The sequence below is a fragment of the Desulfurobacterium pacificum genome, assembly GCF_900182835.1.
Classification (GTDB): Bacteria; Aquificota; Aquificia; order Desulfurobacteriales; family Desulfurobacteriaceae; genus Desulfurobacterium_B; species Desulfurobacterium_B pacificum.
Window position 1 is genome coordinate 17,783 of sequence record NZ_FXUB01000004.1, and the last position, 24,676, is coordinate 42,458.

The 24,676-nt window shown below is 40.5% G+C and carries 23 protein-coding genes and 1 riboswitch; of the genes, 10 read left to right on the plus strand and 13 right to left on the minus strand.

Translation table 11 applies throughout. The annotated features are described in order from the left end of the window. Positions 1-5: 5 nt before the first annotated feature. The 5 genes from QOL23_RS06670 to QOL23_RS06690 are packed head-to-tail and all read right to left on the minus strand — an operon-like array spanning position 6 to position 5,875. A complete protein-coding gene (locus QOL23_RS06670; RefSeq protein ID WP_283400809.1) occupies positions 6-980 on the minus strand; it encodes a chemotaxis protein in 975 nt (324 codons plus the stop codon). Continuing rightward, positions 980-2,866 carry a methyl-accepting chemotaxis protein gene (locus QOL23_RS06675; protein ID WP_283400810.1) on the minus strand — a complete coding sequence of 629 codons (1,887 nt, stop codon included), beginning with the start codon at positions 2,864-2,866 and terminating at the stop codon, positions 980-982. The genes QOL23_RS06670 and QOL23_RS06675 overlap by 1 nt, the downstream gene beginning before the upstream one ends. Continuing rightward, positions 2,866-3,369 (minus strand): chemotaxis protein CheW, encoded by a 504-nt coding sequence (locus QOL23_RS06680; RefSeq protein WP_283400811.1) that lies wholly within the window; start codon positions 3,367-3,369, stop codon positions 2,866-2,868. The genes QOL23_RS06675 and QOL23_RS06680 overlap by 1 nt, the downstream gene beginning before the upstream one ends. Further along, positions 3,366-5,348, minus strand: coding sequence for a chemotaxis protein CheA (locus QOL23_RS06685; RefSeq protein WP_283400812.1), 1,983 nt, complete (start codon positions 5,346-5,348; stop codon positions 3,366-3,368). The genes QOL23_RS06680 and QOL23_RS06685 overlap by 4 nt, the downstream gene beginning before the upstream one ends. A gap of 8 nt (positions 5,349-5,356) precedes the next feature. Further along, complete coding sequence (locus QOL23_RS06690; RefSeq protein ID WP_283400813.1) at positions 5,357-5,875, minus strand: hypothetical protein; 519 nt, start codon at positions 5,873-5,875, stop codon at positions 5,357-5,359. A gap of 75 nt (positions 5,876-5,950) precedes the next feature. On the opposite strand from QOL23_RS06690, the gene QOL23_RS06695 reads away from it, so the two are divergent. From QOL23_RS06695 to QOL23_RS06730, 8 genes are all read left to right on the plus strand, one after another. Further along, positions 5,951-6,745: a sulfite exporter TauE/SafE family protein gene (locus QOL23_RS06695; protein WP_283400814.1), complete on the plus strand. Its 795-nt coding sequence runs from the start codon at positions 5,951-5,953 to the stop codon at positions 6,743-6,745. An 89-nt stretch (positions 6,746-6,834) separates the two neighbouring features. Beyond that, on the plus strand, positions 6,835-9,540 hold the full coding sequence (locus tag QOL23_RS06700; RefSeq protein WP_283400815.1) for a methyl-accepting chemotaxis protein: 2,706 nt from the start codon (positions 6,835-6,837) through the stop codon (positions 9,538-9,540). A gap of 267 nt (positions 9,541-9,807) precedes the next feature. Next, entirely contained in the window at positions 9,808-10,542 is a 735-nt protein-coding gene (gene rpsB, locus QOL23_RS06705) for a 30S ribosomal protein S2 (RefSeq protein WP_345782586.1), read from the plus strand. 12 nt (positions 10,543-10,554) lie between these two features. Next, positions 10,555-11,151: a translation elongation factor Ts gene (gene tsf, locus QOL23_RS06710; protein WP_283400817.1), complete on the plus strand. Its 597-nt coding sequence runs from the start codon at positions 10,555-10,557 to the stop codon at positions 11,149-11,151. 73 nt (positions 11,152-11,224) lie between these two features. Beyond that, positions 11,225-11,947 carry a UMP kinase gene (gene pyrH, locus QOL23_RS06715; protein WP_283400818.1) on the plus strand — a complete coding sequence of 241 codons (723 nt, stop codon included), beginning with the start codon at positions 11,225-11,227 and terminating at the stop codon, positions 11,945-11,947. Further along, positions 11,944-12,501, plus strand: a complete 558-nt coding sequence (gene frr, locus QOL23_RS06720; RefSeq protein WP_283400819.1) for a ribosome recycling factor — start codon at positions 11,944-11,946, stop codon at positions 12,499-12,501. The genes pyrH and frr overlap by 4 nt, the downstream gene beginning before the upstream one ends. A gap of 11 nt (positions 12,502-12,512) precedes the next feature. Continuing rightward, a complete protein-coding gene (locus tag QOL23_RS06725; RefSeq protein WP_283400820.1) occupies positions 12,513-12,689 on the plus strand; it encodes a ferredoxin family protein in 177 nt (58 codons plus the stop codon). An 86-nt stretch (positions 12,690-12,775) separates the two neighbouring features. Next, on the plus strand, positions 12,776-13,138 hold the full coding sequence (locus tag QOL23_RS06730; RefSeq protein ID WP_283400821.1) for a YlbF/YmcA family competence regulator: 363 nt from the start codon (positions 12,776-12,778) through the stop codon (positions 13,136-13,138). 28 nt (positions 13,139-13,166) lie between these two features. Here the strand turns inward: QOL23_RS06730 and QOL23_RS06735 are convergent, their stop codons facing one another. After that, a complete protein-coding gene (locus QOL23_RS06735; RefSeq protein WP_283400822.1) occupies positions 13,167-13,886 on the minus strand; it encodes a zinc ribbon domain-containing protein in 720 nt (239 codons plus the stop codon). Continuing rightward, on the minus strand, positions 13,880-14,656 hold the full coding sequence (locus QOL23_RS06740) for a Nif3-like dinuclear metal center hexameric protein (protein WP_283400823.1): 777 nt from the start codon (positions 14,654-14,656) through the stop codon (positions 13,880-13,882). The genes QOL23_RS06735 and QOL23_RS06740 overlap by 7 nt, the downstream gene beginning before the upstream one ends. Before the next feature lie 54 nt (positions 14,657-14,710). On the opposite strand from QOL23_RS06740, the gene QOL23_RS06745 reads away from it, so the two are divergent. Together QOL23_RS06745 and QOL23_RS06750 are read left to right on the plus strand one after the other, a co-directional pair. Continuing rightward, complete coding sequence (locus tag QOL23_RS06745) at positions 14,711-16,195, plus strand: menaquinone biosynthesis decarboxylase (protein ID WP_283400824.1); 1,485 nt, start codon at positions 14,711-14,713, stop codon at positions 16,193-16,195. Beyond that, complete coding sequence (locus QOL23_RS06750) at positions 16,195-17,469, plus strand: replication-associated recombination protein A (protein WP_283400825.1); 1,275 nt, start codon at positions 16,195-16,197, stop codon at positions 17,467-17,469. The genes QOL23_RS06745 and QOL23_RS06750 overlap by 1 nt, the downstream gene beginning before the upstream one ends. Here QOL23_RS06750 and QOL23_RS06755 read toward each other — a convergent pair. From QOL23_RS06755 to QOL23_RS06780, 6 genes are all read right to left on the minus strand, one after another. Next, complete coding sequence (locus tag QOL23_RS06755; protein ID WP_283400826.1) at positions 17,435-18,685, minus strand: DEAD/DEAH box helicase; 1,251 nt, start codon at positions 18,683-18,685, stop codon at positions 17,435-17,437. The genes QOL23_RS06750 and QOL23_RS06755 overlap by 35 nt on opposite strands. Positions 18,686-18,801: 116 nt before the next feature. Then, positions 18,802-19,008: a cold-shock protein gene (locus QOL23_RS06760; RefSeq protein WP_283400827.1), complete on the minus strand. Its 207-nt coding sequence runs from the start codon at positions 19,006-19,008 to the stop codon at positions 18,802-18,804. 163 nt (positions 19,009-19,171) lie between these two features. After that, the gene (gene thiC, locus QOL23_RS06765) at positions 19,172-20,473 is read right to left on the minus strand and encodes a phosphomethylpyrimidine synthase ThiC (RefSeq protein ID WP_283400828.1); all 1,302 of its coding nucleotides are present in this window, start codon (positions 20,471-20,473) and stop codon (positions 19,172-19,174) included. After that, entirely contained in the window at positions 20,473-21,273 is an 801-nt protein-coding gene (locus QOL23_RS06770; RefSeq protein ID WP_283400829.1) for a sulfide-dependent adenosine diphosphate thiazole synthase, read from the minus strand. The genes thiC and QOL23_RS06770 overlap by 1 nt, the downstream gene beginning before the upstream one ends. 27 nt (positions 21,274-21,300) lie before the next feature. Further along, positions 21,301-21,402, minus strand: a riboswitch (TPP riboswitch). A gap of 293 nt (positions 21,403-21,695) precedes the next feature. Continuing rightward, on the minus strand, positions 21,696-22,709 hold the full coding sequence (locus QOL23_RS06775) for a hypothetical protein (protein WP_283400830.1): 1,014 nt from the start codon (positions 22,707-22,709) through the stop codon (positions 21,696-21,698). A gap of 363 nt (positions 22,710-23,072) precedes the next feature. After that, entirely contained in the window at positions 23,073-24,638 is a 1,566-nt protein-coding gene (locus QOL23_RS06780) for a hydantoinase B/oxoprolinase family protein (RefSeq protein ID WP_283400831.1), read from the minus strand. Positions 24,639-24,676 lie beyond the last annotated feature (38 nt).

The window sequence follows — 24,676 nt, forward strand, 5'->3', positions numbered from 1 at the left end:
TTTGTTTAACCTCCACTTTTTGTAACAGCGTACTGATGAACAAGCTTAATTAAATCTGGAGCGTCAAATTTTACAAGATGTGCATCGGCACCTACAAACCTACTCTTATCCACGTTTGCTCTATCACTAAGAGATGTATTAATAATAATAGGAATTTTGGACAATTCGGGGTCTTCCTTCACCTTTCTCGTAAACGTTAAACCGTCCATACCCGGCATTTCAATATCAGAGATGATAAGCTGAACGTAATCTGTAATATCTCTACCCGTAGCTTTCGCTTCTTCAAGCCACTTATGAAGCATTTGCAATCCTTCTATACCGTTCTGGGCTTCAAATACTGTATGCCCGTCAGCCTCTAATATTCTCCTAATAATCTTTCTGGCAACTGGACTATCATCTAATATAAGAATTCTAAAGTGTCCTCTTTTCTCTATACCTTCTATCTTCTTAACTTCTTCTACACCAAATATTTTTATCATTCCCAACTCATCTAAGATACCTTCAAAGTCAAGAAGTAAAAGAAGTTTATTGTCTTCTATTTCAACAACTCCAATAACTTTACCACCTAACTTTTCATCAATACTCTTAGGCGGTCTTTTAATATCAGCCCACCTTATCCTTCTTATCCTTTTAGCCTCGTGAACTATAACACCAACAATCTCCCTTAAAAATTCCATAACAATAACGTACTTACCCGCATTAGGCGGCTCTTTTATCTTCATCCATCTGGCAAGATTGATTATCGGGACCATCTGTCCCCTTATTTTCGCAAGTCCCTCCGCCTCCGGCGGTAATCCAGGTGCCTTAATAATATCTTTTGGTCGGAATATTACCTCTTTTACCTTCGCAACGTTAACACCGAGTATCCATTCATACAAGCTACCGTCATCCTGGACTTCAAACATACGGAAATCTATTATCTCTAATTCGTTGGCACCTGTTTCAAGTATTTTAGGTAATAGCTCTTTTTTTCTCGCCATTACTGCTTCCTTTCTCTCGTTTTCTCAGAGTGAGACAGAACAAAAGCAATAGCTTCTATCAAGTTTTCGGCTATCTTGTTAGTAATCTCTGTTATCTCTCTTTCCTTATTCTTAATTTCTTCTATATCTTCATTATTAATGGCAAGGAACAGCTCTTTCAGAAGTAGCTTAACATCAAAGAACATATCTTCAAGAGTAGAGAAGTACTTCTCAATTTCTGGATATTTCTGAATCAAAGCAGCTATTTCCTTATCCTGTGGACTCATAATTCTGGTTAAAGTCTCAACATCAGCAATCAGAGAAATATCAGGATTGAATCCATCTATGAACTTACCTTTAATAACGTCGTTAACTTTGTTCGTAAACTCACCCAACTTAGCAAGTCTATCAAGAATCACAGCAGCATCGCCTATATCAACAAGGTAGAACGTCTCCCATATCTTATGGAGGCTCGCATCCGTTCTTTCTGCAATCTTAATTATCTTATTAGCTTGTTCCCTAACAGAGTTAATTAGCTTATTTGACTGATGTATGTTGCTAACAATATCACTTATGGTGTTCTTCTGAACAGTCACAACTTCAGAGAGATTATTTATAACAGAGAGGACTTCTTTGGAGGAATTCTTCAGGGAAGCGTAAGTGGATTGATTTTCCTTAAATATGTTCATACCTTCCTCTACAGCCTTAACGCTTCTATCTGTAATTTCTGCAGTCCTGCTCATCTGTTCTCTCATGTTCTTCACCACTTCTCTAATCTCAATAGCTGACTTGTTCGTCCTCTCCGCCAGCTTTCTTACTTCATCTGCAACGACGGCAAATCCTCTACCTGCTTCACCTGCTCTTGCAGCCTCAATGGCAGCGTTGAGCGCAAGTAGGTTTGTCTGTTCCGTAATAGAGGTAATAACCTCTACTACTCTATCAATTTGTTCTGTTTGAACTTGGAGAGATTTAACAACTTCTTCCATTTCTCTTGTAATCTCTCTTATGTACTGCATCTGGTCAATAGACTCAACCGTTTTCTTCTCTGCTGTTTCAAGTTCTTTTAGAACAAAGCGATAGTTTTCTAAAAGCCTATCCGAAACTTCCACAAGCTTTTTAACCGTTTTCTCTATTTCATCAGTAGCCTCTATTTGCTTCTCAGAAAGCTTCAAAGTTTCCTGCAACTCTTTTATGGCAATAGAAACAGCCACTATAGTAGCCAAGTTGTTAACAAGAGATTGCTTCGTAGCTCTTAAGTTCTGTAAGAACATCTTTTGAGCATTTTCAAGCTGCTTCTCAATTTCTCTTTCAGCAGTTGCATCCTTCCAGGTAGCCATGTAATAACGTACAGAACCATCTTTATTAGCTATCGCATGCCTATAGGATGCCATTATATAAGGACCTACTGGAATATCGGCATTTTTCTTATGTTCTCCGGGTTTAGTCTCTTTGAGAAGCTGTTTCACCCTTTCGGGGTCTTTATGGAAAAGGTGAATACTCGTTCCAATAAGTTTATCCGGGTCTATACCAAACTCTGAAATAAAGACGTCTCTCCATTTATTTGCAATCTCTAAAGCTTTCCTGTTAGCGTATATAATTTCATTCCCCGCTCTTCCGGGCTTAAAGTCAGGAGTCGCTATGAAAATAGCTTCTTCCATTAGAGAATCCAATATTTGTTGATACATGTAAACGTCGTTGTCCTTTTCCTCAACTTCCTTTTTCATCAATTCAATTTCTTTTTGCAACTCAGTAGTTCTCTTAGAAAAACGGGTAAGCTCTTCCTTCAAAGAGTTTCTCTCCTCTTCAAGAGCTTCACACTTCTCCTTTAACTTTGAATTTTCAGACCTCAGTAACTCTATTTCCTTCTTTAATTTCTTAATCTCCTCCCTCTCCTGTGAACAAAACATCACTGTTCCTCCTGATTAAAGATAGATTCTATGTTAAGAATTATTAATAAATCTTTCTCCAACTGAACAACACCTGAGATAAACTTAACATCTATACCGATTGTTCCTATAGGTTCAGGTAGAATATCCCCTTCAAGGAACTTAATGGAACCAACTATTTCATCAACTATAACCCCTACCTCCCCTTTCGGCGTATCAAGTATAACTATACGGTTATTCGTATATATATCCTCAGGAATCACTCCAGGAATACCTAAATGCTCTTTAAGATTTATAACTGGAACAATTTTTCCTCTCAAATTCATCACACCAATAACGAAACTGGGAGCTTTGGGAACAGGCGTAATATCTCTATCATTTGTTATTTCAACAACCTTTTCTATGGGAACACTAATTAGCTCTTCCCCTAATTTAAAAGCAATAACCTGTATCTCCTTTTCGTGTACTTCTCCTATTAATTCTTCAACTCCCAAAATATTCATCTCTTTCTGGTCATTGCTCATTTTTTCACCCCAGCTGTTCCTATCAATTTCGTCTTATAATCGGAAAGCAACGAGTTAAGGTCAATTATCAGAACTACCTTACCATCACCAGCTATCGTAGCACCTGCTATTCCAGGAATATCGGAAAGAAGTTCTCCTAAAGACTTAATAACTATCTCTTCTTCTCCAAACAGGTTCTCTATAGAAACAGCAATAAGACGCTCTCCGACTTTTACAATAACAACAAAATGTTTTTCATCCTCATCTGAAAGTTCTAACAGCTCGTTGAGAGAAAAGAGAGGAAGCACATCGTCTCTCAACATAAAGCTTTTAAAACTACCAACTTCTTTAACTAAAGAATCATCGTATCTTACAACCTCTACAACAGAATGTAGAGGAACAGCAAATACCTGTCCATTAACGCCTATCATTAAAGTTCTAATTATGGCAACAGTAAGCGGTAGCTTGAGAAGTATAGTTGTTCCCTTACCCAACTCACTATCTATTTCTATAGAACCTCTAAGAGCATGAATCGTGCTTGCAACAACGTCCATTCCAACACCACGACCTGAAACATCACTGACCTTATCAGCAGTGGAAAATCCAGGAAGGAAAATAAGCTCATAAGCTTCTTTATCTGACATTTGAGCAGCCTGCTCGGGAGTTATTAATCCCTTTTCAAGAGCCTTCTTTTTGACTTTTTCTGGGTCTATACCTCTACCATCATCCTGAATACCAACAACTATATGGTCTCCTTCGTGATAAGCAAAAAGACGAACTGTACCTACTTCCGGTTTACCCATCATTACTCTTTCTTCAGGTGGCTCTATACCGTGGTCAAGGGCATTCCTGACAAGGTGAATAAGAGGGTCTTCAAGTTTATCAAGGATAGACCTATCAAGCTCTGTGTCTTCACCTTCTATAATTAGCTGAACTTTCTTGTTTAATTTCCTTGCTAAGTCTCTAACAAGTCGCGGGAACTTACTAAATATCTTTTTAATCGGTTGCATCCTTAGTTTCATAACAGCAACTTGAAGGTCACTAACCGTTCTATCAAGGCTCGTAACAGCTTCTATCAGCTTTTCAACAGCTTCTGTTCTACACTCCTTTTCAACATCTGAAGTAACTCTTAGAATTCTATTTCTATCAAGAACTATCTCTCCAACTAAGTTCATCAGATTTTCAACTCTTTCAACATCAACTCTGATAGTTTCTGAGGTTTTCTTCTCCTGTTTCTTCTGAGTAGACTTATCTTTCTGTTTAGGAGAAGGACTAACCGATGTAGCTTTCTCCTCTTTCACAGGTTCAGACTTCTGTTCCTCTTTCGTGGATGATTTCTTCTTAATTAAATCTTTTACATCTTTACCTTCTTCAATAAGTTTTTCTATCTCCGGAATAACCTCCATAGGTCTTTCATCTGGAGGCATAAGAATTATTTCTTCAAGAATACCGGCAAGGTCTTTATCTGGATATTTGAGTATCAACTCTTTTAGTTTATCCGAGATACCTTCAACAAACTCTATCTCCTCACCCTTTGCCTCTTCTTTTCCATTCCCTTCTTCTTTTCTCTCTTTCTCAGAAGATTCTTTTACCGATTCTCCCTTAAGAATAACGTCTAACTTTTGAAGAATTTCCGCAATTTCATCCATATCCGGTAGTTCTTCACTTTCCTTAAGCATCTGAAGTGCGTTCTTTAAGTGGTCTATACCCTCTAAAATAACATCCATTATTTCAGGAGTTAGGGACATCTCATCGTTACGGAGCTTATTGAAAATGTCTTCTATTCTATGAGCTATCTCAACAATAGGAGTAAGATTTAAGAAGCCCGCTCCCCCTTTAAGGGTATGCATCCCTCTAAATATTTTATTTAAGAGTTCCTTATCGTCAGGATTATTCTCTAAATCTACCAAATCTTGGTCTAAGTTCTCTAAAATCTCCTCTGCTTCAACCAAAAACTCTTCAAGAATCTCTTTTAGTTCTTCAGGAATATTCACTTTCATGACTTCCCCTACATCCCAAATTGCTTCATGATTTCATCAACTTCATCTTGGGAAACTTCTTTTTTCCACTCCAACTCTTCAAGTTTCTTCTTTAACTCCTGCTTTTCAGACTCTTGAGCGGTTTCTTCTATTCCAGCTAAAAGAGCAATTTTTACTATACTTTTTTCAATATCGGACAGAAACTGCTTTACTTTAAGTAAACGCTGAGCAAGAATATCCTGAAACTCAAGAAGCGTTAAAGCCATAGTAAGATTATTAAGAATGTTATTTAACGCCTTTAAGACCTTCTCCTTTTCAATGCCATTAAGTTTTTCTACCTCTGAAATAACTTCCTGAACAGAGTCCAAAGAGTTACCTATAAGGTCTATTATCTTCTTAGCTGCTTCTTCGCTCTCCGATATAGCAGTATCTATATGCTGATTAACTGCTTTAAATCCTTCTTTTGCAGGAATTTTAGAAAGCTCTTGTTTGAAAGACTCTACCAGTCCAAGAAGTTCTTTAATTTCTTTGATGAGATTTGTCTCCATACTTTTCCTCCTACCCTCCTCAAGTAGTTTAATCAAGTATATATTGTATACAATTTTTTCCATTTGGAGGCAAACTTGGGAATCTGGAATATTCCTATCTTCATAACCACAGGTTTAATATCTGGATTCTTAGCAGGGCTTTTTGGTATTGGCGGTGGAGTTATATTAGTACCTGCATTTTGGATAATATTCTCTCATTTAGGAATTCCAGAAAGCGAAGCTATAAAACTTTCAATAGGAACAAGCTTAGCAATAATCACAATAATTACGCTGTTTACTTCCGGTACCCACCTCTTAAAAGGCAATTTAAACCTTAAAGAAATAGGTTGGTTACTCATATGGATATTAGGAGGAGTTGGCATAGGTATATATCTATCCCACGTTTTGCCAGGGAAACTTTTGAAAAAATTTTTCGCTTTACTTTTAATTATTACCTCCATAAAACACTTTAAAAAGAACGAACTTACAAAAAAGAAAAACTTATTAAATGAAAACTTAATCCTTCCTCTAACCGTATTTTCCTCCGCCTTACTTAGCGCTCTCTTAGGTATTGGAGGGGGAGTAATAGTAAACTCCTCTCTCTTCTCTTTTACAAACAGAGATGTAACAAAAATCGTCGCTCTTTCTTCTACTGTTTCATTTTTAAACGCCCTATTTGGTTCCATTGGTTATCTATTAGTAAAACCGGAAACTCAAATTCCTTACCAGATAGGTTACGTATACGTACCTGCAGCCATCTTTGTTTCACTGGGAGCTTTAGTCGGAAGTAAGATAGGTCTAAACGTCTTATATCGTGTAGAAGGGAAAAATTTAAAAAGATGGTTTGCCCTATTACTACTGGTAATAGCTATAAGAATTTTGATTTCATAGATAAACAGATTTAAACTTAATTAAGGTAGACTAATCAAAATTTTATTTACTATAATCAAAATTCAAAATTTCTTCAGGGGGAAGGGTGTATGAGCTTAATGAAATTTCTAAAAATGGAAAAAATTTCCAACCAGATAGTATTCCTTATTCTGCTTCCCTTAATCTTCTGCATTTTCAACATGGCACAAGAAGTTAGAAAAATCCACCACACCACCTACCTCCCCGCCGAAACAATGATTAAACAAATCCCCGTAATAGAACACGTTTCTTCTTTAGTTCACGACCTCGCCGTTGAAAGAGGACTATCTTCAGTATTCACAGCAAAAGGAAAAGACAAACACAGCAAGGTATATGAAAAACTTCTCAAACAAAGAGAAAAAGTCAACAGAGACATAAGCTCGTTCCCCCCTTTTTCTCAAGATTATCAGATAAAAAACCTCCTCTCATCATTGAGAAACTCCGTTGATGAAGACCCAAACCTCACTCCCATAGCCGTTTTAAAGAACTACACAAAACTAATTGATTACATAATATCTAACTACGTAGAAAAACCTGCTTACACAAACCTTTCAGGAACAATCTTTAAAGAACCTATAACAGCCATCGTTTCATTCTTGATATACAAAGACAGAATGGGAATAGAAAGAGCTTTGGCATCAAGTATCAACGCTTACGCACAAAAAGGTGAAAATCCCCCCCTTCAACTCCTCAACTGGCTATCAAAGATAAAAGGTGAAGAAAACTCTATGCTACGCACTCTTAAACTAACTCTTTGGGAAGAGGAACTCAGAAACTTTGAAAAACTAAGAGAAGATGGAAGTTACGCCCAGATAGAAAACATAGAAAACCTCATCTTCTCCAACAACTTTAAATCTTTTGCCGAAAAATATAAGCCCCTCCAGGTATTTCAGATATACACAGACTTTTTAGGAAAGCTAAAGAGATTTCAGGATAAGTTCGTAAACGACTTAACCGCAAAAGAGCTTAAAATCTATCAAGACGCAAAATGGGAAATGATTTTACTTTCACTAATACTAATCGGTCTCATCGTTGCTTCCGCATTTCTAATAATTCTAAGAAGGAAACTTACCTCTTCGCTTAAATCCATTCACCAAACAATCACAGAATTAGAGAAAGGAAACCTCAACGTCAAAATAGACACAAAAGGCAGCGATGAATTTGCAGAAATAAAGAGAGGCATAAATGAAATAATCAGCACGTTCAAAAAGATAGTAGAAGAAATCATCCACATAACCGGCAACATATCCAACGGAAACTTCAGGAACATAGAAATCAACAAAGAAATCTTCGTTGGAGACTTTGAAAAACTTGAGAAGCACCTATCTCAAATCATCAACACCTTAAAAGACTTCGTGGAAGAACTCAACACCGTTGCCACTCAATTAGCAAACGGTAACGTAGATATAGAAATAAAAGACCACAAAGAATTCAAAGGAGAATTTAAAGAAATCAACGAAAAACTTATAGACATCGTCAACAACTTCAAAAACCTTGCAGAAATAATGGAAAAAATCGCCGAAGACCTTTCAAACGGCGAATTTAAAGTATACGACGAAAGCCTACTACCAGGCAAATTACAGAACATAATAATAAACATCAATCAGGCTTCAATAAAAACCAAAACGGCAATTGATTCTCTGATAAAGATTCTCCAAGAAGGAAACATAAACGAAACGATAGATACAACCGGACTTTCTGGAGAGCTAAAGAGAATTGCGGAAGCTGCAAACGAATTTACCCTTTCCATACGCAACGTTATAAATGAAATTGATAGATTTGTAGAAAACCTAAACAAAGGAAACTTCCACGTTGACGTTGATGAAAGTAAGTTTCCAGAAGCCTTATCAGCGCTCAAAGAAGCCCTGAGAAGCATAAGAAACACGTTCGCTTCATTCAAAAACAGCATCTTAGCTGCCATAAAGAGACTGGCAAAAGGAGACTTAACGGTTAGACTGCCAGAAGATGCGTTTGAAGGAGAACTTAAAGAGATTGCCACATCGTTTAACTGCGGTATAAACGCTTTAAGACAATCCATAGGAGAATCGGTAGAAACGCTCAAACAGGCAGTAAAACTCTTGGAAGAAAAAGTAAACAGCCTATATGAAGTTATGGAAAGTATTTCCTCTCAAACGGAGAAAACGGAAGTTGCTTCACAATCGGTAGAAAAAGTTGCAGAAGGGATAACCTCTCTTGCAGAGGAGATAAAAGAACTCTCCAACCTATCTGAAAAAAACCTTGAAGTGATAACAGAATCCACCGAATCCCTTGAACAGATTAAAAAGACTTTAAACAAGAGAATGAAGGAACTCTACTCCATAATAGATTTAATCCTTCAAATCGCAGAACAGACAAACCTTTTAGCCCTCAACGCTGCCATTGAAGCTGCAAGGGCAGGTGAAGCAGGTAGAGGTTTCGCCGTCGTCGCAGATGAAGTAAGAAAGTTGGCACAGAAGGTAGTTTCTGCAACCGACCAGATAAAAGAAACTATAGAAAACATCAACTCCGACGTTAAAGAAAAGATTATGGAGAACGTTTCCGGTACGTTCCAGAACATTGAAACATCAATGAAGAAATTAGAAGAGATAGTCATAAAGGTATCTTCAAAGGCAATGGAAGAATCGGAATCTGTTAAAGAAGTTGAAAACATAGTCAAAGAAGTTGCCGAAGTTGCAGTGAAAAATATTGAAGAGCTGAAGGACGTTGCTGAAAACATAAAGAGAATTTCAGATAAAATCAAAGAACTTGAGGAGCAGTTAGATAAGTTCAGAACGTAAAAATCCCCCTTCCATTTACGAATAGGTTTTACTATATTTCCACCTGAAAACTCACCGGGTTTGACTTCGGGAGGGGTGCTTCCCGCAGGGAAGTTCTTCCGAAGGACGATAACCCGGGAGGCTAAACCCAAATAGGAGGAGAAGATGTCTGAAGAAATCAAAGAAACGCAACAACCTCAGGAAGAGGTGAAGGAAGAAGCTAAAGAAACTCAAGAAGTAGCTGAACAGGAAACGTTCAAGCCAAGACCTCCAGGTCAAAGAGTAACGATGAAAGAACTGTTAGAAGCAGGGGTTCACTTCGGTCATCAGAAGGAACGCTGGAACCCCAAAATGAAAAGATTTATCTTCACAGAGCGTAACGGCATTCACATCATTGACCTTCAGCAAACGCTCAAGTATTTTGAACAAGCTTACGACTACATCGCAGACTTAGTTGCAAACGGCGGAACAGTTCTTTTTGTCTGCACAAAGAAGCAGGGACAGGATATCGTAGAGGAAGAAGCCAAGCGCTGCGGAATGTTCTACGTTAACAAGCGCTGGCTCGGTGGAACGCTCACGAACTTCCAGACAATCAGAAAGTCCATCTTCAAGTTAAAGATGCTCAAGAAGATGGAAGAGGAAGGAATTTTTGAAAGGCTTCCTAAAAAAGAAGCAATGAAGCTCCGCAGAAAGAAGGAAAAGCTTGAAAAGTACATCGGCGGAATAGAAAATATGAACAGAATCCCGGATGCTCTCTTCATAGTTGACATAGTAAGAGAAGAAAACGCTGTAAGAGAAGCAAGAAGAGCGGGCGTTCCAATAGTTGCATTGGTTGACACCAACGCAGACCCTGACCTTGTTGATATTCCAATCCCCGCAAACGATGACGCTATAAGAGCAATCAAACTCTTAACCTCAAGAATTGCTGATGCGGTTTTAGAAGGAAAGATGAGAAGAGATGCCATCAAATTAGCTGAAGGCGAAGAAGTTGAAGAAGTAGATTTCATTCCTGAAGAAGAGTAATGGAGGAGAAAAATGGCTGAAATAACAGCTCAAATGATAAAAGAGTTAAGAGAAAAAACAGGTGCAGGAATTGTTGACTGCAAGAAGGCGCTTCAGGAAGCAAACGGCGATATGGAAAAAGCCGTTGAAATCCTAAGAAAGAAAGGTGCTGCAAAAGCTGCTAAGAAAGCCGACAGGGCAACGGCTGAAGGTTTGGTTGTTTCATACATTCACGCAGGCGGTAAAGTTGGAGTTCTTTTAGAGCTTAACTGCGAAACGGACTTCGTTGCAAGAACAGAAGACTTTAAAACTCTCGGACACGAAATAGCTATGCAGATTGCTGCTATGTCTCCAGAGTATGTGAGCAAAGAAGACGTTCCTGCTGAAGTTATTGAAAAGGAAAAAGAAATTCTCAAAGAGCAGGCACTTGCAGAAGGAAAGCCTGAACACATAGTTGAGAAAATCGTAGAAGGAAGACTGAATAAGTTCTACTCTGAAAAGTGTTTGCTTGAACAACCTTGGATTAAAGATGACAGCAAGACAATTGCTGACCTTGTTAGAGAATACATCACCAAGTTAGGTGAGAACATCAAAGTCAAGAGATTTTGCAGGTTTGAAGTCGGAAAGTAAATCCCTAAAGCCCCGCTTCAAGCGGGGCTTTTTTGTTTATAATTCTTTTTGAATTTTTCAGGTGAAGGTGGAAATGGGGCTAAAGTATAAAAGAATTCTCCTCAAACTCAGCGGTGAAGCTCTTCAAGGAAACAAAAACTACGGAATAGACCCTGAGTTTCTCCGAAGGCTCGCTCAGGAGATAAAAGAGGTAGTTAACTTAGGTGCCCAGGTCGCAATTGTTATAGGTGGAGGAAACATCTTCAGGGGAGTCTCCGGGGCAACTCAGGGAATGGATAGAGCAACGGCGGATTACATGGGAATGTTAGCAACTGTGATAAACGCTCTTGCTCTTCAGGACGCTCTTGAAAAGGAAGGCTTACACACAAGAGTTTTGACAGCAATAGAAATGAAAGAGATAGCTGAGCCTTACATTAGAAGGAGAGCTATCAGACACTTAGAAAAGGGGCGTGTTGTTATCTTCGGAGCTGGAACGGGGAATCCGTTCTTCACAACTGACACTGCCGCTGCTTTAAGAGCTGCAGAGATAAACGCAGACGTTTTATTAAAAGCTACAAAGGTTGACGGCATATACACAGCCGACCCTGTAAAAGATAAAAACGCTAAAAAGCTTGACAAAGTATCTTATAAAGAAGTAATTACAAATGGTATAAAAGTTATGGACTCAGCTGCTGTTAGTCTTTGCATGGAAAATAGAATTCCAATAGTTGTTTTTGACGTTAGAAAAGAAGGTAATCTGGCAAAAGTGGTTAAAGGAGAAATGGTTGGATCACTTGTAGAAGGGGAGACGCTATGATAGAGGAACTGCTCAAAGACGCTGAAAAGAGAATGAAGAAAGCTGTTGACGTTTTGAAAGGTGAATTTGCAGGTTTAAGAACAGGTAGAGCTTCAACGGTTTTAGTAGAAGACATCAAAGTAGATTATTACGGCTCTATGATGACAATTAAACAGGTTGCACAGCTTTCAGTTCCCGAGTCAAATCAGATAGTAATTCAGCCCTGGGACGTTTCCGTTATTCCCAACATTGAAAAAGCCATAAGGGAATCAGACCTTGGCGTTCAACCGCAGAGAGATGGAAACATTATAAGGGTAATCCTCCCTCCACTTACAGAAGAGAGAAGAAAGGAATTAGTTAAGAAAGCAGGAAAATTGGCAGAGCAGGCAAGAATAGCGATAAGAAACATCAGACACGAAATTATGAAGGAGCTTGATAAGTTGAAGAAAGAGGGGGGATTTTCTGAAGACGACATTAAAAGAGCTAAAGATGAACTCCAAAAGGTTACAGATAAATACGTAAAAGCTGTAGATGACCTCCTCTCAAAGAAAGAGGAGGAAATTCTCACTATCTAAGGAGGTGAAAAATGGCACACAAAATTGACGCTGAACTTTGTATTGGATGCGGCGCTTGCGCTTCCGTATGCCCAACAAACTGCATCCACCCAACTGACGACGGAAAGTATGAAATCGTTGCAGAAGAATGTATTGACTGCGGTGCCTGCGTAGAGGTTTGCCCAACAGATGCAATTTCTGCAGAGTAATGCAGCAAAAAATCCCCTCCCTTCCCCCAACCACTTTCTAAACCTTCGGCGGGAAGTGGAGGGGTTAAATTTTTTCGGAGGTAGTTATGTCAGCAGAAGTAATTAAAAAAGCATCAGAATTAGCGCAGGCTATAGCTCAGTCGGAAGAGCTAAAAGCCTTAAGAGAAGCAGAGGCTAAACTCCAAAAAGACCCTGAAGCTATGAAGCTTTTAAATGAAGTTCAAAGACTCCAGCAGATGGCGCAGATGTCTGGAACGCCAGAAGCTTTAAAAGAGTTAGAGGAAGCTTTTAAAAAGTTCTCCGAAAACGAAGTGGCAAAAGCTTACTTAGAAGCAAACGAAAAGTTTGCTCATATGATTCAAACGGTTAACTCTCTCCTTCAGGAAGCTATTGAAGGACCTAAACCGCACGGGCATCAGTGTTCCGGCTGTTCTGGATGTAGCCTGTAAATTCTCCCTCCCTTTCGGGAGGGTTTAACTAACATTTAACAATAGACTTTTTAGCGTATATAAATCTCCCACAATAGGGACATCTCGTTTTCCCAGGTTTTATGTTCTTTAAAAGTTCTCTGTACTCAACGCTTGAGTAGGTCATTCCGCAACCTTCGCAAGAACCGGAAGAGATATCGGCAAAAACAAGCCCGTTAAACTTGTTCTTATACTCTTCAAACTTTCTCAGTTCCTCCTCAGGTACTTGACTCTTTATCTCTTCTATCTCAGAAAGAACCCTCTCTCTCTTCTTGTTAACCGCCTCTATCTCTTTTTCAATATCCTCTATCTCTTCTATTAATCTTTCTCTTTCAGTAGAAAATTGAGTTTTCACCTTTTCGTAAGCGTCTTTTAAAGCTTCAACTTCCGTTTCCACACCTGTAATCTGTTGCTTCGTCTTGATTATTTCGTCTTCATTCTTGGCGATGAGGCGGAGGATTTTCTTGAACTCATCCCTGCTTCTAACGCTTTCTTTCTGCTTTTTTAACTCTTCTATCCTCTCTTTCTTATACTCTATAAAGCTCTCAAGCTCTCTGAGTTTATTCTCTTTCTCTTCCAATTTCTTTTTAGCTGAAAGAATCTTGTTTTCTATGGAATTAAGCTTTTCCATCAACTTTTTCTTCTTCTCTTCAAGCTCTTTTATCTTGGTGTTCAACCTTAAAAGCTCAACTTCCTTCTTCTGCAGGTCTAACAGCTCTTCTCTCAACATCGGTTGATTACCTCAAAGGGAGATTTTTCGTGAAGCAATATAAAGATAACGTCAGGAAAGTTTTTAGCAAGAAGTGGATTGAGTTTTTCGTAGAAAAGTCTTTCGGTGCCGAAGTGTCCCATGTCAAAAACGGTAAGCCCGCAGTCAACGGCTTTTAAGGCGTCGTGATACTTTACGTCCCCCGTTACGTAAACGTCAACCTTGCCGATAACTGCGTCCATCAGCGACGCTCCGCTGCCAGAACAGATGGCTATTCTCTCAACTAAAGAATCGGCAGAGTAGTTGATAACTCTGAAAACGTCTTCTGGCAGTAAAGAGGAAAGCTTTTCAAAAAGCTCTTTTTGAGTAACAGGCTCTGGTAGAGGGGCGACGGCGCCGTAGGGGGGATTTTCAACTATCGGAGAATAACTTTCTATTCCCAGCTTTTCAGCTATTATAGCCGTTGGACCCAAAGGTGAAACGTCAAGGTTGGTGTGCATAGAATAAACGGCAATATCCTTTTTAAGTAACTGAAAGAACAACTTTTCAGGATAAAACGAAGGAGTTATAGACTTTATACCGCTTATCGTAACTGGATGGTGAGCTACGATTAAATCCACACTTTCTCTCTCTGCCTGCTCTACAACGTCAAGACTCACAGAAAGGGCAAAACCTACCTTTTTTATCTCCTTTTCAGGGTCACCTATCTGAAGCTTTGAGTTATCCCAGCTATCCTGAGCTTCCGGTGGAACCAAAGATTCAAGGAATGCAACTATTTCTTTAAGTTTCATTATCTTCCTCCGTCAAGGGTGGTAGAATTCTACAAAAATTTGAAAGGAGCGGTAATGGCTTACAAAGATTTAAGAGACTTCATTGAAAAACTCAAAAAAGAAGGTGAGCTAAAAGAAATTGACCACCCGGTAAGTTCCTACCTTGAAATCACAGAAATTGCCGATAGAGTGGTAAAGGCAGGCGGTCCAGCCCTCCTTTTCAAAAACGTTGACGGCAGAGATGTTCCGGTAGCGATAAACTTCTTTGCCAGCTACAAAAGGATGGTTTTAGCGCTTGAAGACGACCCGGATTCAATAGGGAAGAGAGCTGCAAAACTCTTAAAGCCAGAAAAGCCTTCAGGATTTTTAGATAAACTGAAAAAGTTAGTTGAGCTGAAGAAACTTTCAGACATCTTCCCGAAAGAGGTTGACAGAAAAAAAGCTCCTTGTAAGGAAGTAATTGAAGAGCCAGACCTTTCAAAGTTTCCAATACTTTTCTGCTGGCCCCACGACGGCGGAAGGTTTATCACGCTGCCTTTAGTTTTTACCAAAGACCCGGAAACGGGCGAGAGAAACTGCGGAATGTATCGCCTCCACGTTTACGATAAAAAAACCACAGGAATGCACTGGCACTGGCACAAAGTTGGCGCAAAGCACTTTCTAAAAGCAAAAAGAATGGGAATAAAAAAGTTCCCCGTTGCCGTAGCAATCGGCTCAGACCCGGCGGTAATCTACTCTGCAACTGCACCACTGCCAGAAGACGTTGATGAAATGGTTTTCGCCGGATTTTTGAGGGGCAAACCTGTTGAAATGGTGAAGTGCGAAACAGTTGACCTTGAAGTGCCGGCAAACGCGGAAATCGTTCTTGAAGGTTACGTTGATACGACAGAGTTAAAGTTTGAAGGACCTTTCGGCGACCACACGGGCTACTACTCTTTGCCTGACTTCTATCCCGTTTTTCACGTAACCTGCGTTACGAGAAGGAAAAATCCCATCTACCCAGCAACAATTGTAGGAAAGCCGCCGATGGAAGACTGCTACATAGGAAAGGCAACAGAGAGAATATTCCTTCACCTGCTAAAAACACAGCTTCCCGAAATAGTTGACATGTGCCTGCCCATTGAAGGGGTCTTTCACAACTTCGCATTTGTCTCCATAGATAAAAGATATCCGGGGCATGCAAGGAAAGTCATATCTGCCCTCTGGGGAATGGGGCAGATGAGCTTCACCAAAAACATAATTATCTTTGATAAAGACACAAACGTCCACGACATAGGAGAGGTTCTGTGGCGGTGGGGTAACAACGTTGACCCGGAAAGAGATGTTATCTTTTCCACAGGACCAGTTGACGCCCTTGACCACACTTCACCTTTGCCGTTCTTTGGAAGCAAAATGGGCATTGATGCAACAAGAAAGTGGAGAAGCGAAGGATTCAACAGAGACTGGCCACCAGATATTGAAATGGACGAAAACGTTAAGAAAAAGGTTGACGAAATCTGGGATAAGCTTGGCTTGCCCTCCCCTCCAGAAAAGAAAAATCCCTGGAGCTGGGGCGTTTAATGGAAACGCTCTTTTCAAAAAACTTTGACAGACCCCTGCCCTACAGGTTATCTCCTGAAAACTTTGAAGAGTTCGTAGGGCAGGAGCACATATTAGGGAAGGGAAAACCGTTAAGAAAGTTAATTGAAAGAAACAAGCTCTTTTCTTCCATTTTCTTCGGACCTCCCGGAACGGGAAAAACAGCTTTAGCCCGCCTAATTTCCAGGCTGACAAACGCAGAATTCATTGAGATAAACGCAGTAACGTCAACAGTTCAGGATATAAGAGAAGCTTTAGAAAAAGGAAGGAAAAACACTGAATTCGGAAAGAAAACAATCCTATTTATAGACGAGATTCACAGGTTTAACAAAGCTCAGCAGGACGCACTCCTTCCCGACGTTGAAGCAGGAAACGTAATTTTAATAGGTGCTTCAACCGAAAATCCTTTCTTTTCCCTAACGCCAGCACTCCGCTCAAGAACGAAAATATACGAGTTCAAACCTCTAACAGAAAAAAACCTTAAAAAGCTTTACGAATTAGCAGTAAACGATGAAAGAGGTATAAAAGGTTTTTCCGTTCCCGAAGAAGTTTTAAAACACCTGATAGAGTCTTCAGCCGGCGACGGCAGAAAGTTTCTTACCTACCTGGAAGAGCTATACGTTTTATCTGAAGGGAAAACGCCAAACCTAAAGTTAGCAGAGGAAGTAACAGGAAGAACTGCCGTAGTTTACGATAAAGGGGATAACCGCTACGACATCATATCGGCGTTTATAAAGTCCATACGAGGTAGCGACCCGGACGCAGCCATCTACTACTTAGCAAGAATGATAAAAGGCGGAGAAGACCCTCTTTTTATCGCAAGAAGGCTCGTAATTTCTGCATCTGAAGACATCGGCAACGCAAACCCTTTAGGTTTGTTAGTGGCAACTGCTGCTCTTGAAGCGGTTAAAAATGTGGGGATGCCGGAAGCCGCCATAAACTTGGCCCACGCAACGGTGTTTTTAGCCTGCTCCCCTAAAAGCGATTCCTCTTACAGGGCGCTAAAAAAAGCTTTAAAAGAGGTAGAAGAAGGATTAAACCTGCCCGTTCCTCAACATCTTAAATCCGGCTTTAAAAATAAAGGCTATAAAAATCCCCACCGCTTCCCCCGCCACTGGGTAAAACAGGAATACCTGACGGAAAAAAGAAAGTACTATGAAAGTTCTCACATCGGATACGAAAAGATTTTAGACTTTTATATGAAGTGGATGAAGTCCCGCCTCAGCGAGCAAGGCGGGAAAGAAGATAAGCAATAACCTCTTCTGGATTTTTCTCTTTTGCAAGCTTTTGGGCCAAAGATTTAAGCTCTTTAGGAACTCTTGAAGTATCAGCGTTAACTATCTCTTTTTCAATTTCTTTCAAGGTGTTGTGCTTAAATTTGGTTCCCCTAACGCCCTTCAAGCTCTTTATCTTGTACATTCTTCTCTTTTCAGAATCCGTAACCAGACTAATTGCCGTTCCTTCTTTTCCAGCTCTTCCCGTCCTGCCTATGCGGTGAACGTAGCTTTCAGGATTTTCGGGAAGCTCGTAGTTAACGACAAGCCCGACGTCTTTAATATCAATTCCTCTTGCTGCAACATCGGTAGCCACCAAAACGTCAGTCCTTCCTTTTCTGAAGGAATTCATTACAAATTCTCTCTGTCTTTGAGAAAGGTCACCGTGAATGGCTTTGGCGTTTATGCCTCTTTCTTGAAGCTTTTTCTCAACTTCGGCGGCATCTCTTTTTGTTTTAACAAAAACAATTGCTGGAACGCCCTTATATTCCTTAAGAATTTTTTCGAGCGCCTTAAGTCTGTCCTCGTTCCTTACGAAAATTATCTTCTGCTTCACCTTTGGCGTAACAAGTTGCTTTCCAACCTTTATAGTCTTGTAACCTTTCTTAAGGTATCTATCTATAAGCCTTCTTATCTCGTAAGGCATGGTAGCCGAAAAAAGCATCGTTTGCTTACTTTTTGGCGTTTCAGATAGGATATCCTCTATGTCTTCTATAAATCCCATATCAAGCATCTGGTCGGCTTCATCAAGAACTGCAAACTTAACGTTTTTAAGGTTCAAAACGCCTCTGTTTATAAGGTCCTTAATTCTGCCGGGCGTTCCAACTATTACCTGATTTCTACCCCTTTTTAACGTAGATATCTGCCTCTCTATTGAGACGCCGCCGTATATGGGGTAGGCAGAAATCCCTTTATTCTTCCCGATAAGAGAAATCTCGTGAGCAACCTGTATTGCTAATTCTCTTGTAGGAGTAAGGATTATCGCTTTAACGCCTCTTTCTTTTGGCGATAGTTTCTCCACTAAAGGAATCCCAAAGGCCGCCGTCTTACCGGTTCCCGTTTGAGCCTGACCTACTATGTCATGTCCTTCCAAAGCAACAGGAATGGCTTCTTTTTGTATCGGTGTAGGCTCCATAAATCCCATTTCTTCAAGGGACTTTTGCGTTTCTGGTGATAATTGTGAAAAAGAAAATTCCATTATTTATTCTCCTCATTGGTTATTATTGTTATTTTTTCTTAGGTCAAAATAAAAACTGCCCCGGCAACCGCCGCCGTTTCAGACGGCCACCGAGGCAGCACTATTTGTTTGTTCCGTTATAGTCTTTCAACGTCAACAGCTTTGAGACCCTTGTCGCTCTCTGTTACGTTAAAGCTTACTCTTTCACCTTCTTCAAGGGTTCTAAAACCGTTTCCAGAAATACCTGTGTAGTGAACGAATACGTCCTGTCCGTTGTCGGCTGTAATAAAGCCGTAACCTTTCTTAGAATCAAACCACTTTACTGTTCCTGTGAGCTTCTCCATGTGTCCTTACCTCTCTTAAAAGTTTCTCTTAAAATTTAAAAGCCCCAGAAGGCAGAAACGGCATGCCTTCCGGGGCTAATCTGTTTCCGTGCTGCCTTCGCTACTTAATCAGCAAATCTGAACTTATAACTTTATTCTACCCTGTCAAGAGGGAAGGGTCAAATTATTTACCTTTAAGGTAATCTTCTACTCTTTTTATTGAACAGAGTTTACCGCACATGGTACAAGTCTTCTCATCTTCTTGAGGTTTCCTCTCTTCACGATACTTCTTTGCAATGTCAGGGTCAATGGCAAGCTCAAACTGTCTTTCCCAGTCAAGAGCTTCTCTTGCTTTAGCCATTTCAATGTCCCACTCAATTGCACCGGGAACGCCCTTCACGATGTCTGCAGCGTGCCCTGCAATTCTTGCAGCTATAACGCCAACTCTAACGTCTTCTACGTCCGGTAGAGCAAGGTGTTCAGCAGGCGTAAGGTAACAGAGAAAATCCGCCCCCGCCTTCGCCGCAATCGCTCCACCAATGGCACCTGTTATGTGGTCATAACCCGGGGCGATGTCTGTAACAATTGGTCCTAAAACGTAGAACGGCGCTTCGTGGCATAGCCTCTTTTGCAAAACTATATTAGCTTCTACCTGGTCAAGGGGAACGTGCCCGGGACCTTCAACCATAACCTGAACGTCCGCTTCCCTTGCCCTATCAACAAGCTCACCTAAAGTTATTAATTCTTCTATTTGACACCTATCTGTGGCGTCTGCTATACAGCCCGGCCTCATTCCGTCGCCTAAAGAGAGCGTAACATCGTACTTTTTGGCAATTTCTAAGAGGCGGTCGTAGTGGGTGTAGAGAGGATTTTCCTGCTCGTTGTAAACCATCCACTCAGCTATTAAAGCACCGCCCCTTGAAACGATGTTCATAATTCTCCCTTCGTTCCTGAGCCTCTCAAGGGAAGAAAGCGTAACGCCGCAGTGAACGGTAATAAAATCCACCCCATCCCTACAATGCTTTTCAATGGCAGCAAATATATCGTCAACGGTCATCTTACCGATAAACCCGTACTTTTCAGCCGCCTCTTTCGCTGCCTGATAGATAGGAACGGTTCCTACCATCACCGGAGAGTTCTCAACTATCGCTTTTCTTGTTTCATCAATAAATTTCCCGGTTGAAAGGTCCATTACAGCGTCCGTGCCATACTTTAAGGCAACTCTCAGCTTCTCAAGCTCAAGGTCTATACTTTCAATATCTCCGGATGTTCCTATGTTAACGTTAACTTTCGTCTTTAATCCTTTTCCTATCGCCCTCGGCGAAAAATCCCCCCTCTCCCTGTGAAAAACGTTAGCCGGGATAACAATCGTTCCCTTTATAAGCCCTTCCACTATATAGTCAACGTCCCTTTTTTCATACTCAGCGCAAAATTTCATTTCCTTCGTGACAACGCCTTTTTTGGCAAGTTCAACGAGTGTAGCCATTACACCTCCTTCATTAACTTTTCCGCTATCTCTTCCGCAACCTTTTTACCAGACATGAGCATTCCGCCAAAGACTGGTCCCATCCTGTGGCTTCCGCACGTAGCGTTTGCTGCCATACCGCTCACGTAAATACCTGGGAATACTTCTCTGCTGTTCTTAACCGTATCTTCTTCTCCAACAGAAGCCCACAGAGGTTTCTCTCCAACAACACAGCCCGTTTCGGTGTTAAGTCTTATACCCGCTTTTCTCTGCAGTGTAGAAACAACCGTCGCATCGTGACCAGTAGCATCAATAACGTATTTAGCAGTAATAACAAGAGGGTCAACCATTAAGTGGTTCATATCAACCGTTGACCAGTTTATAACGAGCCCGCAAACCCTGTAATTACCGTCAACTTTTTTAAGAACAACGTCTTCAGCCGTTACGCCGTTAAAAACGACAGCGCCTGCCTTAACAGCCTTTGAAGCTATCGTGGTAACAGCTTCAACCGCGTCGGTAACGTAATAACCCGGTTCAAACTCCCTGTAAGAAACGCCGAATTCGTCTAAAATGCTTTTTCCCATTTCTTGAACAACAATCTGATTGAAAAACATAGCACCAGCCCACATTCCACCGCCGATGGAGAGCTTTCTCTCAAAGAGAGAAACTTTGAATCCCTTTCTGGCAAGGTAATAAGCTGCCACAAGTCCGGAAGGTCCTCCCCCTACAATGGCAACGTCCGTTTCAAGATGTTCTTCCAACTTTTCCATAAACGTCTTGATGATAGCTTTAGAAATGGTAATTTCGTTTAGGTTTTGCATTTTTACCTCCGGGGATTTTTTGCCGTGGGGGGAGTGAGTGCCGCTCCCTACGCCGGTATTACCCGGTTCAGGTTCAAAGGGTTCCCTGCTCGGGTCTCAGGAGCCAACGCTCCACCCCTGCGGCTAATAGAATTTTATGCTGTTTTCGGGAAGGCGCAAATCTTATTTTTGAATGCAAAGAGCTGTGAACTGTGTCAACATCGGATTTTTTTAATGTTTTTGATGCTAAAATTTTTGCGGTAGAAAAAGGGTTTACTTCCAAACATCTCGGAAAGCATCAGTAGTTGAGTAGGAGTAAATATTAAGGCGCTTATCTATTTCGTGCCGAGTTTTAGCTTTGTGTTTGCTCTGTCCTAATTTGTGCTATTCCTGAAAGTCTATAGAGAGAGCTTGGACTTGACCAACGATGCTACCGCGCAAATTTATCTCTTTTTCTTTTTAGGAAACAGTTTATAGTAATAATCATTCTCATTTATATCATTATTAGTATAATCAGCAAACGTATAAAAGAATTCTTTAAGCAATGAATCATCATACCTATGAAAAGCTACTGTTTCTTTTTTTCCATCCAATTGAACTATTAGAAATACTACTCCGTCTATTTCTTTGTGAGTTTTCATAATGCCATCTTTTTCTAATCTTCTATCAATATTGCTTCTATCTTCAAATTCCGGCGGTTTAAAAATTAAATCACCTCTTTCACCAAAGCAGGTATACCATAGTTCTCCACTTATACATGCACATGAATAAGAAAAGTCAGGATACACTGGAACAGAAACTTTCTTACCTTCATTAAAGAGAGGAAGTTGCTCCAAAACTACCCATAAAATTCTCCTATCAAAGGAACTTGGATGTTGCCCAAGTTTTAAATTATGTTCAATCTTACTTATTAAAGTTTCTATTACAAGAGCTACCGATGAATCGTTGTAGTTTTCATCTCTACCTTTGTAAGGTTGAATAATATTAACAGCAGAAGCTATTTTTTCCTCCCGAAGTTTCTCCTCCAACTTTACCTTTGTTTCTAAAAATTCTTCCTGCTCCTCCTTATATCTTAGATTTGGATAGACTCGATTTAAGGTTTTTACCTCCAAACTAAACCGTTTATCATTAAAAGTAACTTGAAAGTCCGGCGTTTTACTCGAGGTTTCCTTTATCCTATCTATGCAAATCCTTTTTTCATACTTTAGAAAGTGGTAAGTGAATAATTCCCAGTATTTTTTGTGAAAATTATTATGAGTCTCGTCATAATCCAACTTCATAGAGTCAATAACTTTCTCAAGCTCCAATAAAGCCGAGCCTATAAAATCATCATGACCAGCTTTTTCACAAATCCTTTTACAATCTTCATAGTCGATATTTTTAAATAAAGAACTTCCAGATATCGAGTATAACTCTCTCTTAAATTTTTCTAGCTTCTCACACAAACTATTTTTCACAGTAACCTTCCTTTAATCCTCGTGTCCACCTTGGTAGAGTGTTCATCCTCCATTAGATAGCTGGACAATCGCTGGGAATACTTACCTGCCCCTTCTGTTTTCCGTGTCCCCGCTGGAGGCACAAGAGGCTGAACAGAAAAAACTTGTCTGTGCTTTTTCCTGCTCCACTTTAGAAGACAAGAATAGTCCATGGGAGCTACGCTTTGCAATCTCAGCATACAAAGAAAAACACACACCAACCAAGTTATGTCAGAAGTCCCCCAGCTGGACTACCAGCTGGAACAGAACAGCTAACTTGGAAAGATTTTATCAAATCACTTAGGATACTTTGGAAGCATCAGCAGGTTATTGTCGACAAACTTCTCATTTTAGGTTACCCCAACCGCCACCACCAGGAGTTTTTATCGTTAGGATGTCGCCGGCAGAAAGTTTTTCTGTAAACTTTCCTCCTCTCTTTTCTCTCTTGCCACCTTTTACAACTTCGTTTTCCCCTTCGAGCCCCGGTTCTCCGCCGAATAAGCCGTAAGGGGGAATCCTTCTCCTTTCGGAAATTACCGTTACTTCAACATCTGTAAGGAAGAGAAATTCTCTTTCTATCCCGTCTCCCCCCTTGTGCAGACCTTTACCGCCAGAACCTTTCCTTATCCTGTATTTCAAAACTCTCACCGGATACTCAAACTCAATAGCTTCTACCGGCGTATTTAGAGTGTTAGTCATATGAGAGTGAACAGCACTTTCACCGTCGCCACCTGCCCAGGCACCCATTCCACCGCCAATCGTTTCGTAGTAAGTAAAAGGCTTCCTTGTTTCAGGATTAATTCCGCCAAACGTAACGTTGTTCATCGTCCCTTGACTGGCAGCAGGAATAAAATCTGGAAGAGCTTTAGATAGAGCGCCCAACAGAACATCCACTATCCTTTGCGATGTCTCAACGTTACCTGCTGATACAGCAGCCGGAAATTCTGCATCAACTATCGTCCCTTTTTTCGTTATAACCGTAATAGGTCTCATGCAACCTGCATTTACGGGGATATCCTCTTTTACAAGACATCTGAAAACGTAAAGAACCGCAGAAAGAGTTATGGCTCTAACGCTGTTTATACTGCCTTCAACCTGCAGGTCAGATTCAGAAAAGTCAACAACAGCTTTATCCCCTTTAATAACAATTTTTACTTTGATTTTAACGTCTTTTGCCCCAAGCCCATCGTCTTCCATGAAATCTTCAAACTCGTAAACGCCGTCTGGTATGTTTTCTATTGTCTTTCTCATTATCTTTTCAGAATAATCCATTAAAGCAGCGCTGTATCTTTTCACTTCCTCAAGCGAATACTTCTCAATGATTTCTTTGAGCCTCTTTATTCCCGTTCTGTTAGCCATTATTTGAGAAGCAAAATCCCCCCGCCTCTCTTCCGGCGTCCTCACGTTGGCACATATAAAGTTCATAACTTCTTCGTTAATCTCACCACTTTTCACAATCTTCAGCGGCGGAATTCTCAAACCTTCCTGAAAGATGGAATTTGAAAGAGGCATGGAACCGGGCGAAAATCCCCCTATATCTGCGTGGTGTGCTCTATTCGCAACGTAAAAGGCAACTTTTCCACCAACATAAACAGGCGCAACAACCGTAACGTCCGGAAGATGCGTCCCTCCCATAAACGGGTCGTTCAAAACTGCCATGTCACCTTCTTTAAGGTCAAGGTTTTCTATAACCGATTTAACAGAGAGGGGCATGGAACCAAGATGGACGGGAATATGTGCAGCCTGCGCCACTAATTCTCCATTCTCATCAAAGACAGCACAGGAAAAATCCCGCCTCTCCTTTATGTTTGGTGAAAACGCCGTCCTTTGAAGCACAACGCCCATCTCTTCAGCAACAGAAGAAAACCTATTTCTAAAAATTTCAAGAAGTATGGGGTTAACTTTTTGCAACTTAGAATCCTCCGTCACAACGCTGTTCCACCAGCAAG

Bases quoted from the DNA above. Each gene is read 5' to 3' on its own strand.
- QOL23_RS06670 (WP_283400809.1), bottom strand. From the start codon at position 980: ATGGCGAGAAAAAAAGAGCTATTACCTAAAATACTTGAAACAGGTGCC.
- QOL23_RS06675 (WP_283400810.1), bottom strand. From the start codon at position 2,866: ATGTTTTGTTCACAGGAGAGGGAGGAGATTAAGAAATTAAAGAAGGAA.
- QOL23_RS06680 (WP_283400811.1), bottom strand. From the start codon at position 3,369: ATGAGCAATGACCAGAAAGAGATGAATATTTTGGGAGTTGAAGAATTA.
- QOL23_RS06685 (WP_283400812.1), bottom strand. From the start codon at position 5,348: ATGAAAGTGAATATTCCTGAAGAACTAAAAGAGATTCTTGAAGAGTTT.
- QOL23_RS06690 (WP_283400813.1), bottom strand. From the start codon at position 5,875: ATGGAGACAAATCTCATCAAAGAAATTAAAGAACTTCTTGGACTGGTA.
- QOL23_RS06700 (WP_283400815.1), top strand. From the start codon at position 6,835: ATGAGCTTAATGAAATTTCTAAAAATGGAAAAAATTTCCAACCAGATA.
- rpsB (WP_345782586.1), top strand. From the start codon at position 9,808: ATGAAAGAACTGTTAGAAGCAGGGGTTCACTTCGGTCATCAGAAGGAA.
- tsf (WP_283400817.1), top strand. From the start codon at position 10,555: ATGGCTGAAATAACAGCTCAAATGATAAAAGAGTTAAGAGAAAAAACA.
- pyrH (WP_283400818.1), top strand. From the start codon at position 11,225: ATGGGGCTAAAGTATAAAAGAATTCTCCTCAAACTCAGCGGTGAAGCT.
- frr (WP_283400819.1), top strand. From the start codon at position 11,944: ATGATAGAGGAACTGCTCAAAGACGCTGAAAAGAGAATGAAGAAAGCT.
- QOL23_RS06725 (WP_283400820.1), top strand. From the start codon at position 12,513: ATGGCACACAAAATTGACGCTGAACTTTGTATTGGATGCGGCGCTTGC.
- QOL23_RS06730 (WP_283400821.1), top strand. From the start codon at position 12,776: ATGTCAGCAGAAGTAATTAAAAAAGCATCAGAATTAGCGCAGGCTATA.
- QOL23_RS06735 (WP_283400822.1), bottom strand. From the start codon at position 13,886: ATGTTGAGAGAAGAGCTGTTAGACCTGCAGAAGAAGGAAGTTGAGCTT.
- QOL23_RS06740 (WP_283400823.1), bottom strand. From the start codon at position 14,656: ATGAAACTTAAAGAAATAGTTGCATTCCTTGAATCTTTGGTTCCACCG.
- QOL23_RS06745 (WP_283400824.1), top strand. From the start codon at position 14,711: ATGGCTTACAAAGATTTAAGAGACTTCATTGAAAAACTCAAAAAAGAA.
- QOL23_RS06750 (WP_283400825.1), top strand. From the start codon at position 16,195: ATGGAAACGCTCTTTTCAAAAAACTTTGACAGACCCCTGCCCTACAGG.
- QOL23_RS06755 (WP_283400826.1), bottom strand. From the start codon at position 18,685: ATGGAATTTTCTTTTTCACAATTATCACCAGAAACGCAAAAGTCCCTT.
- QOL23_RS06760 (WP_283400827.1), bottom strand. From the start codon at position 19,008: ATGGAGAAGCTCACAGGAACAGTAAAGTGGTTTGATTCTAAGAAAGGT.
- thiC (WP_283400828.1), bottom strand. From the start codon at position 20,473: ATGGCTACACTCGTTGAACTTGCCAAAAAAGGCGTTGTCACGAAGGAA.
- QOL23_RS06770 (WP_283400829.1), bottom strand. From the start codon at position 21,273: ATGCAAAACCTAAACGAAATTACCATTTCTAAAGCTATCATCAAGACG.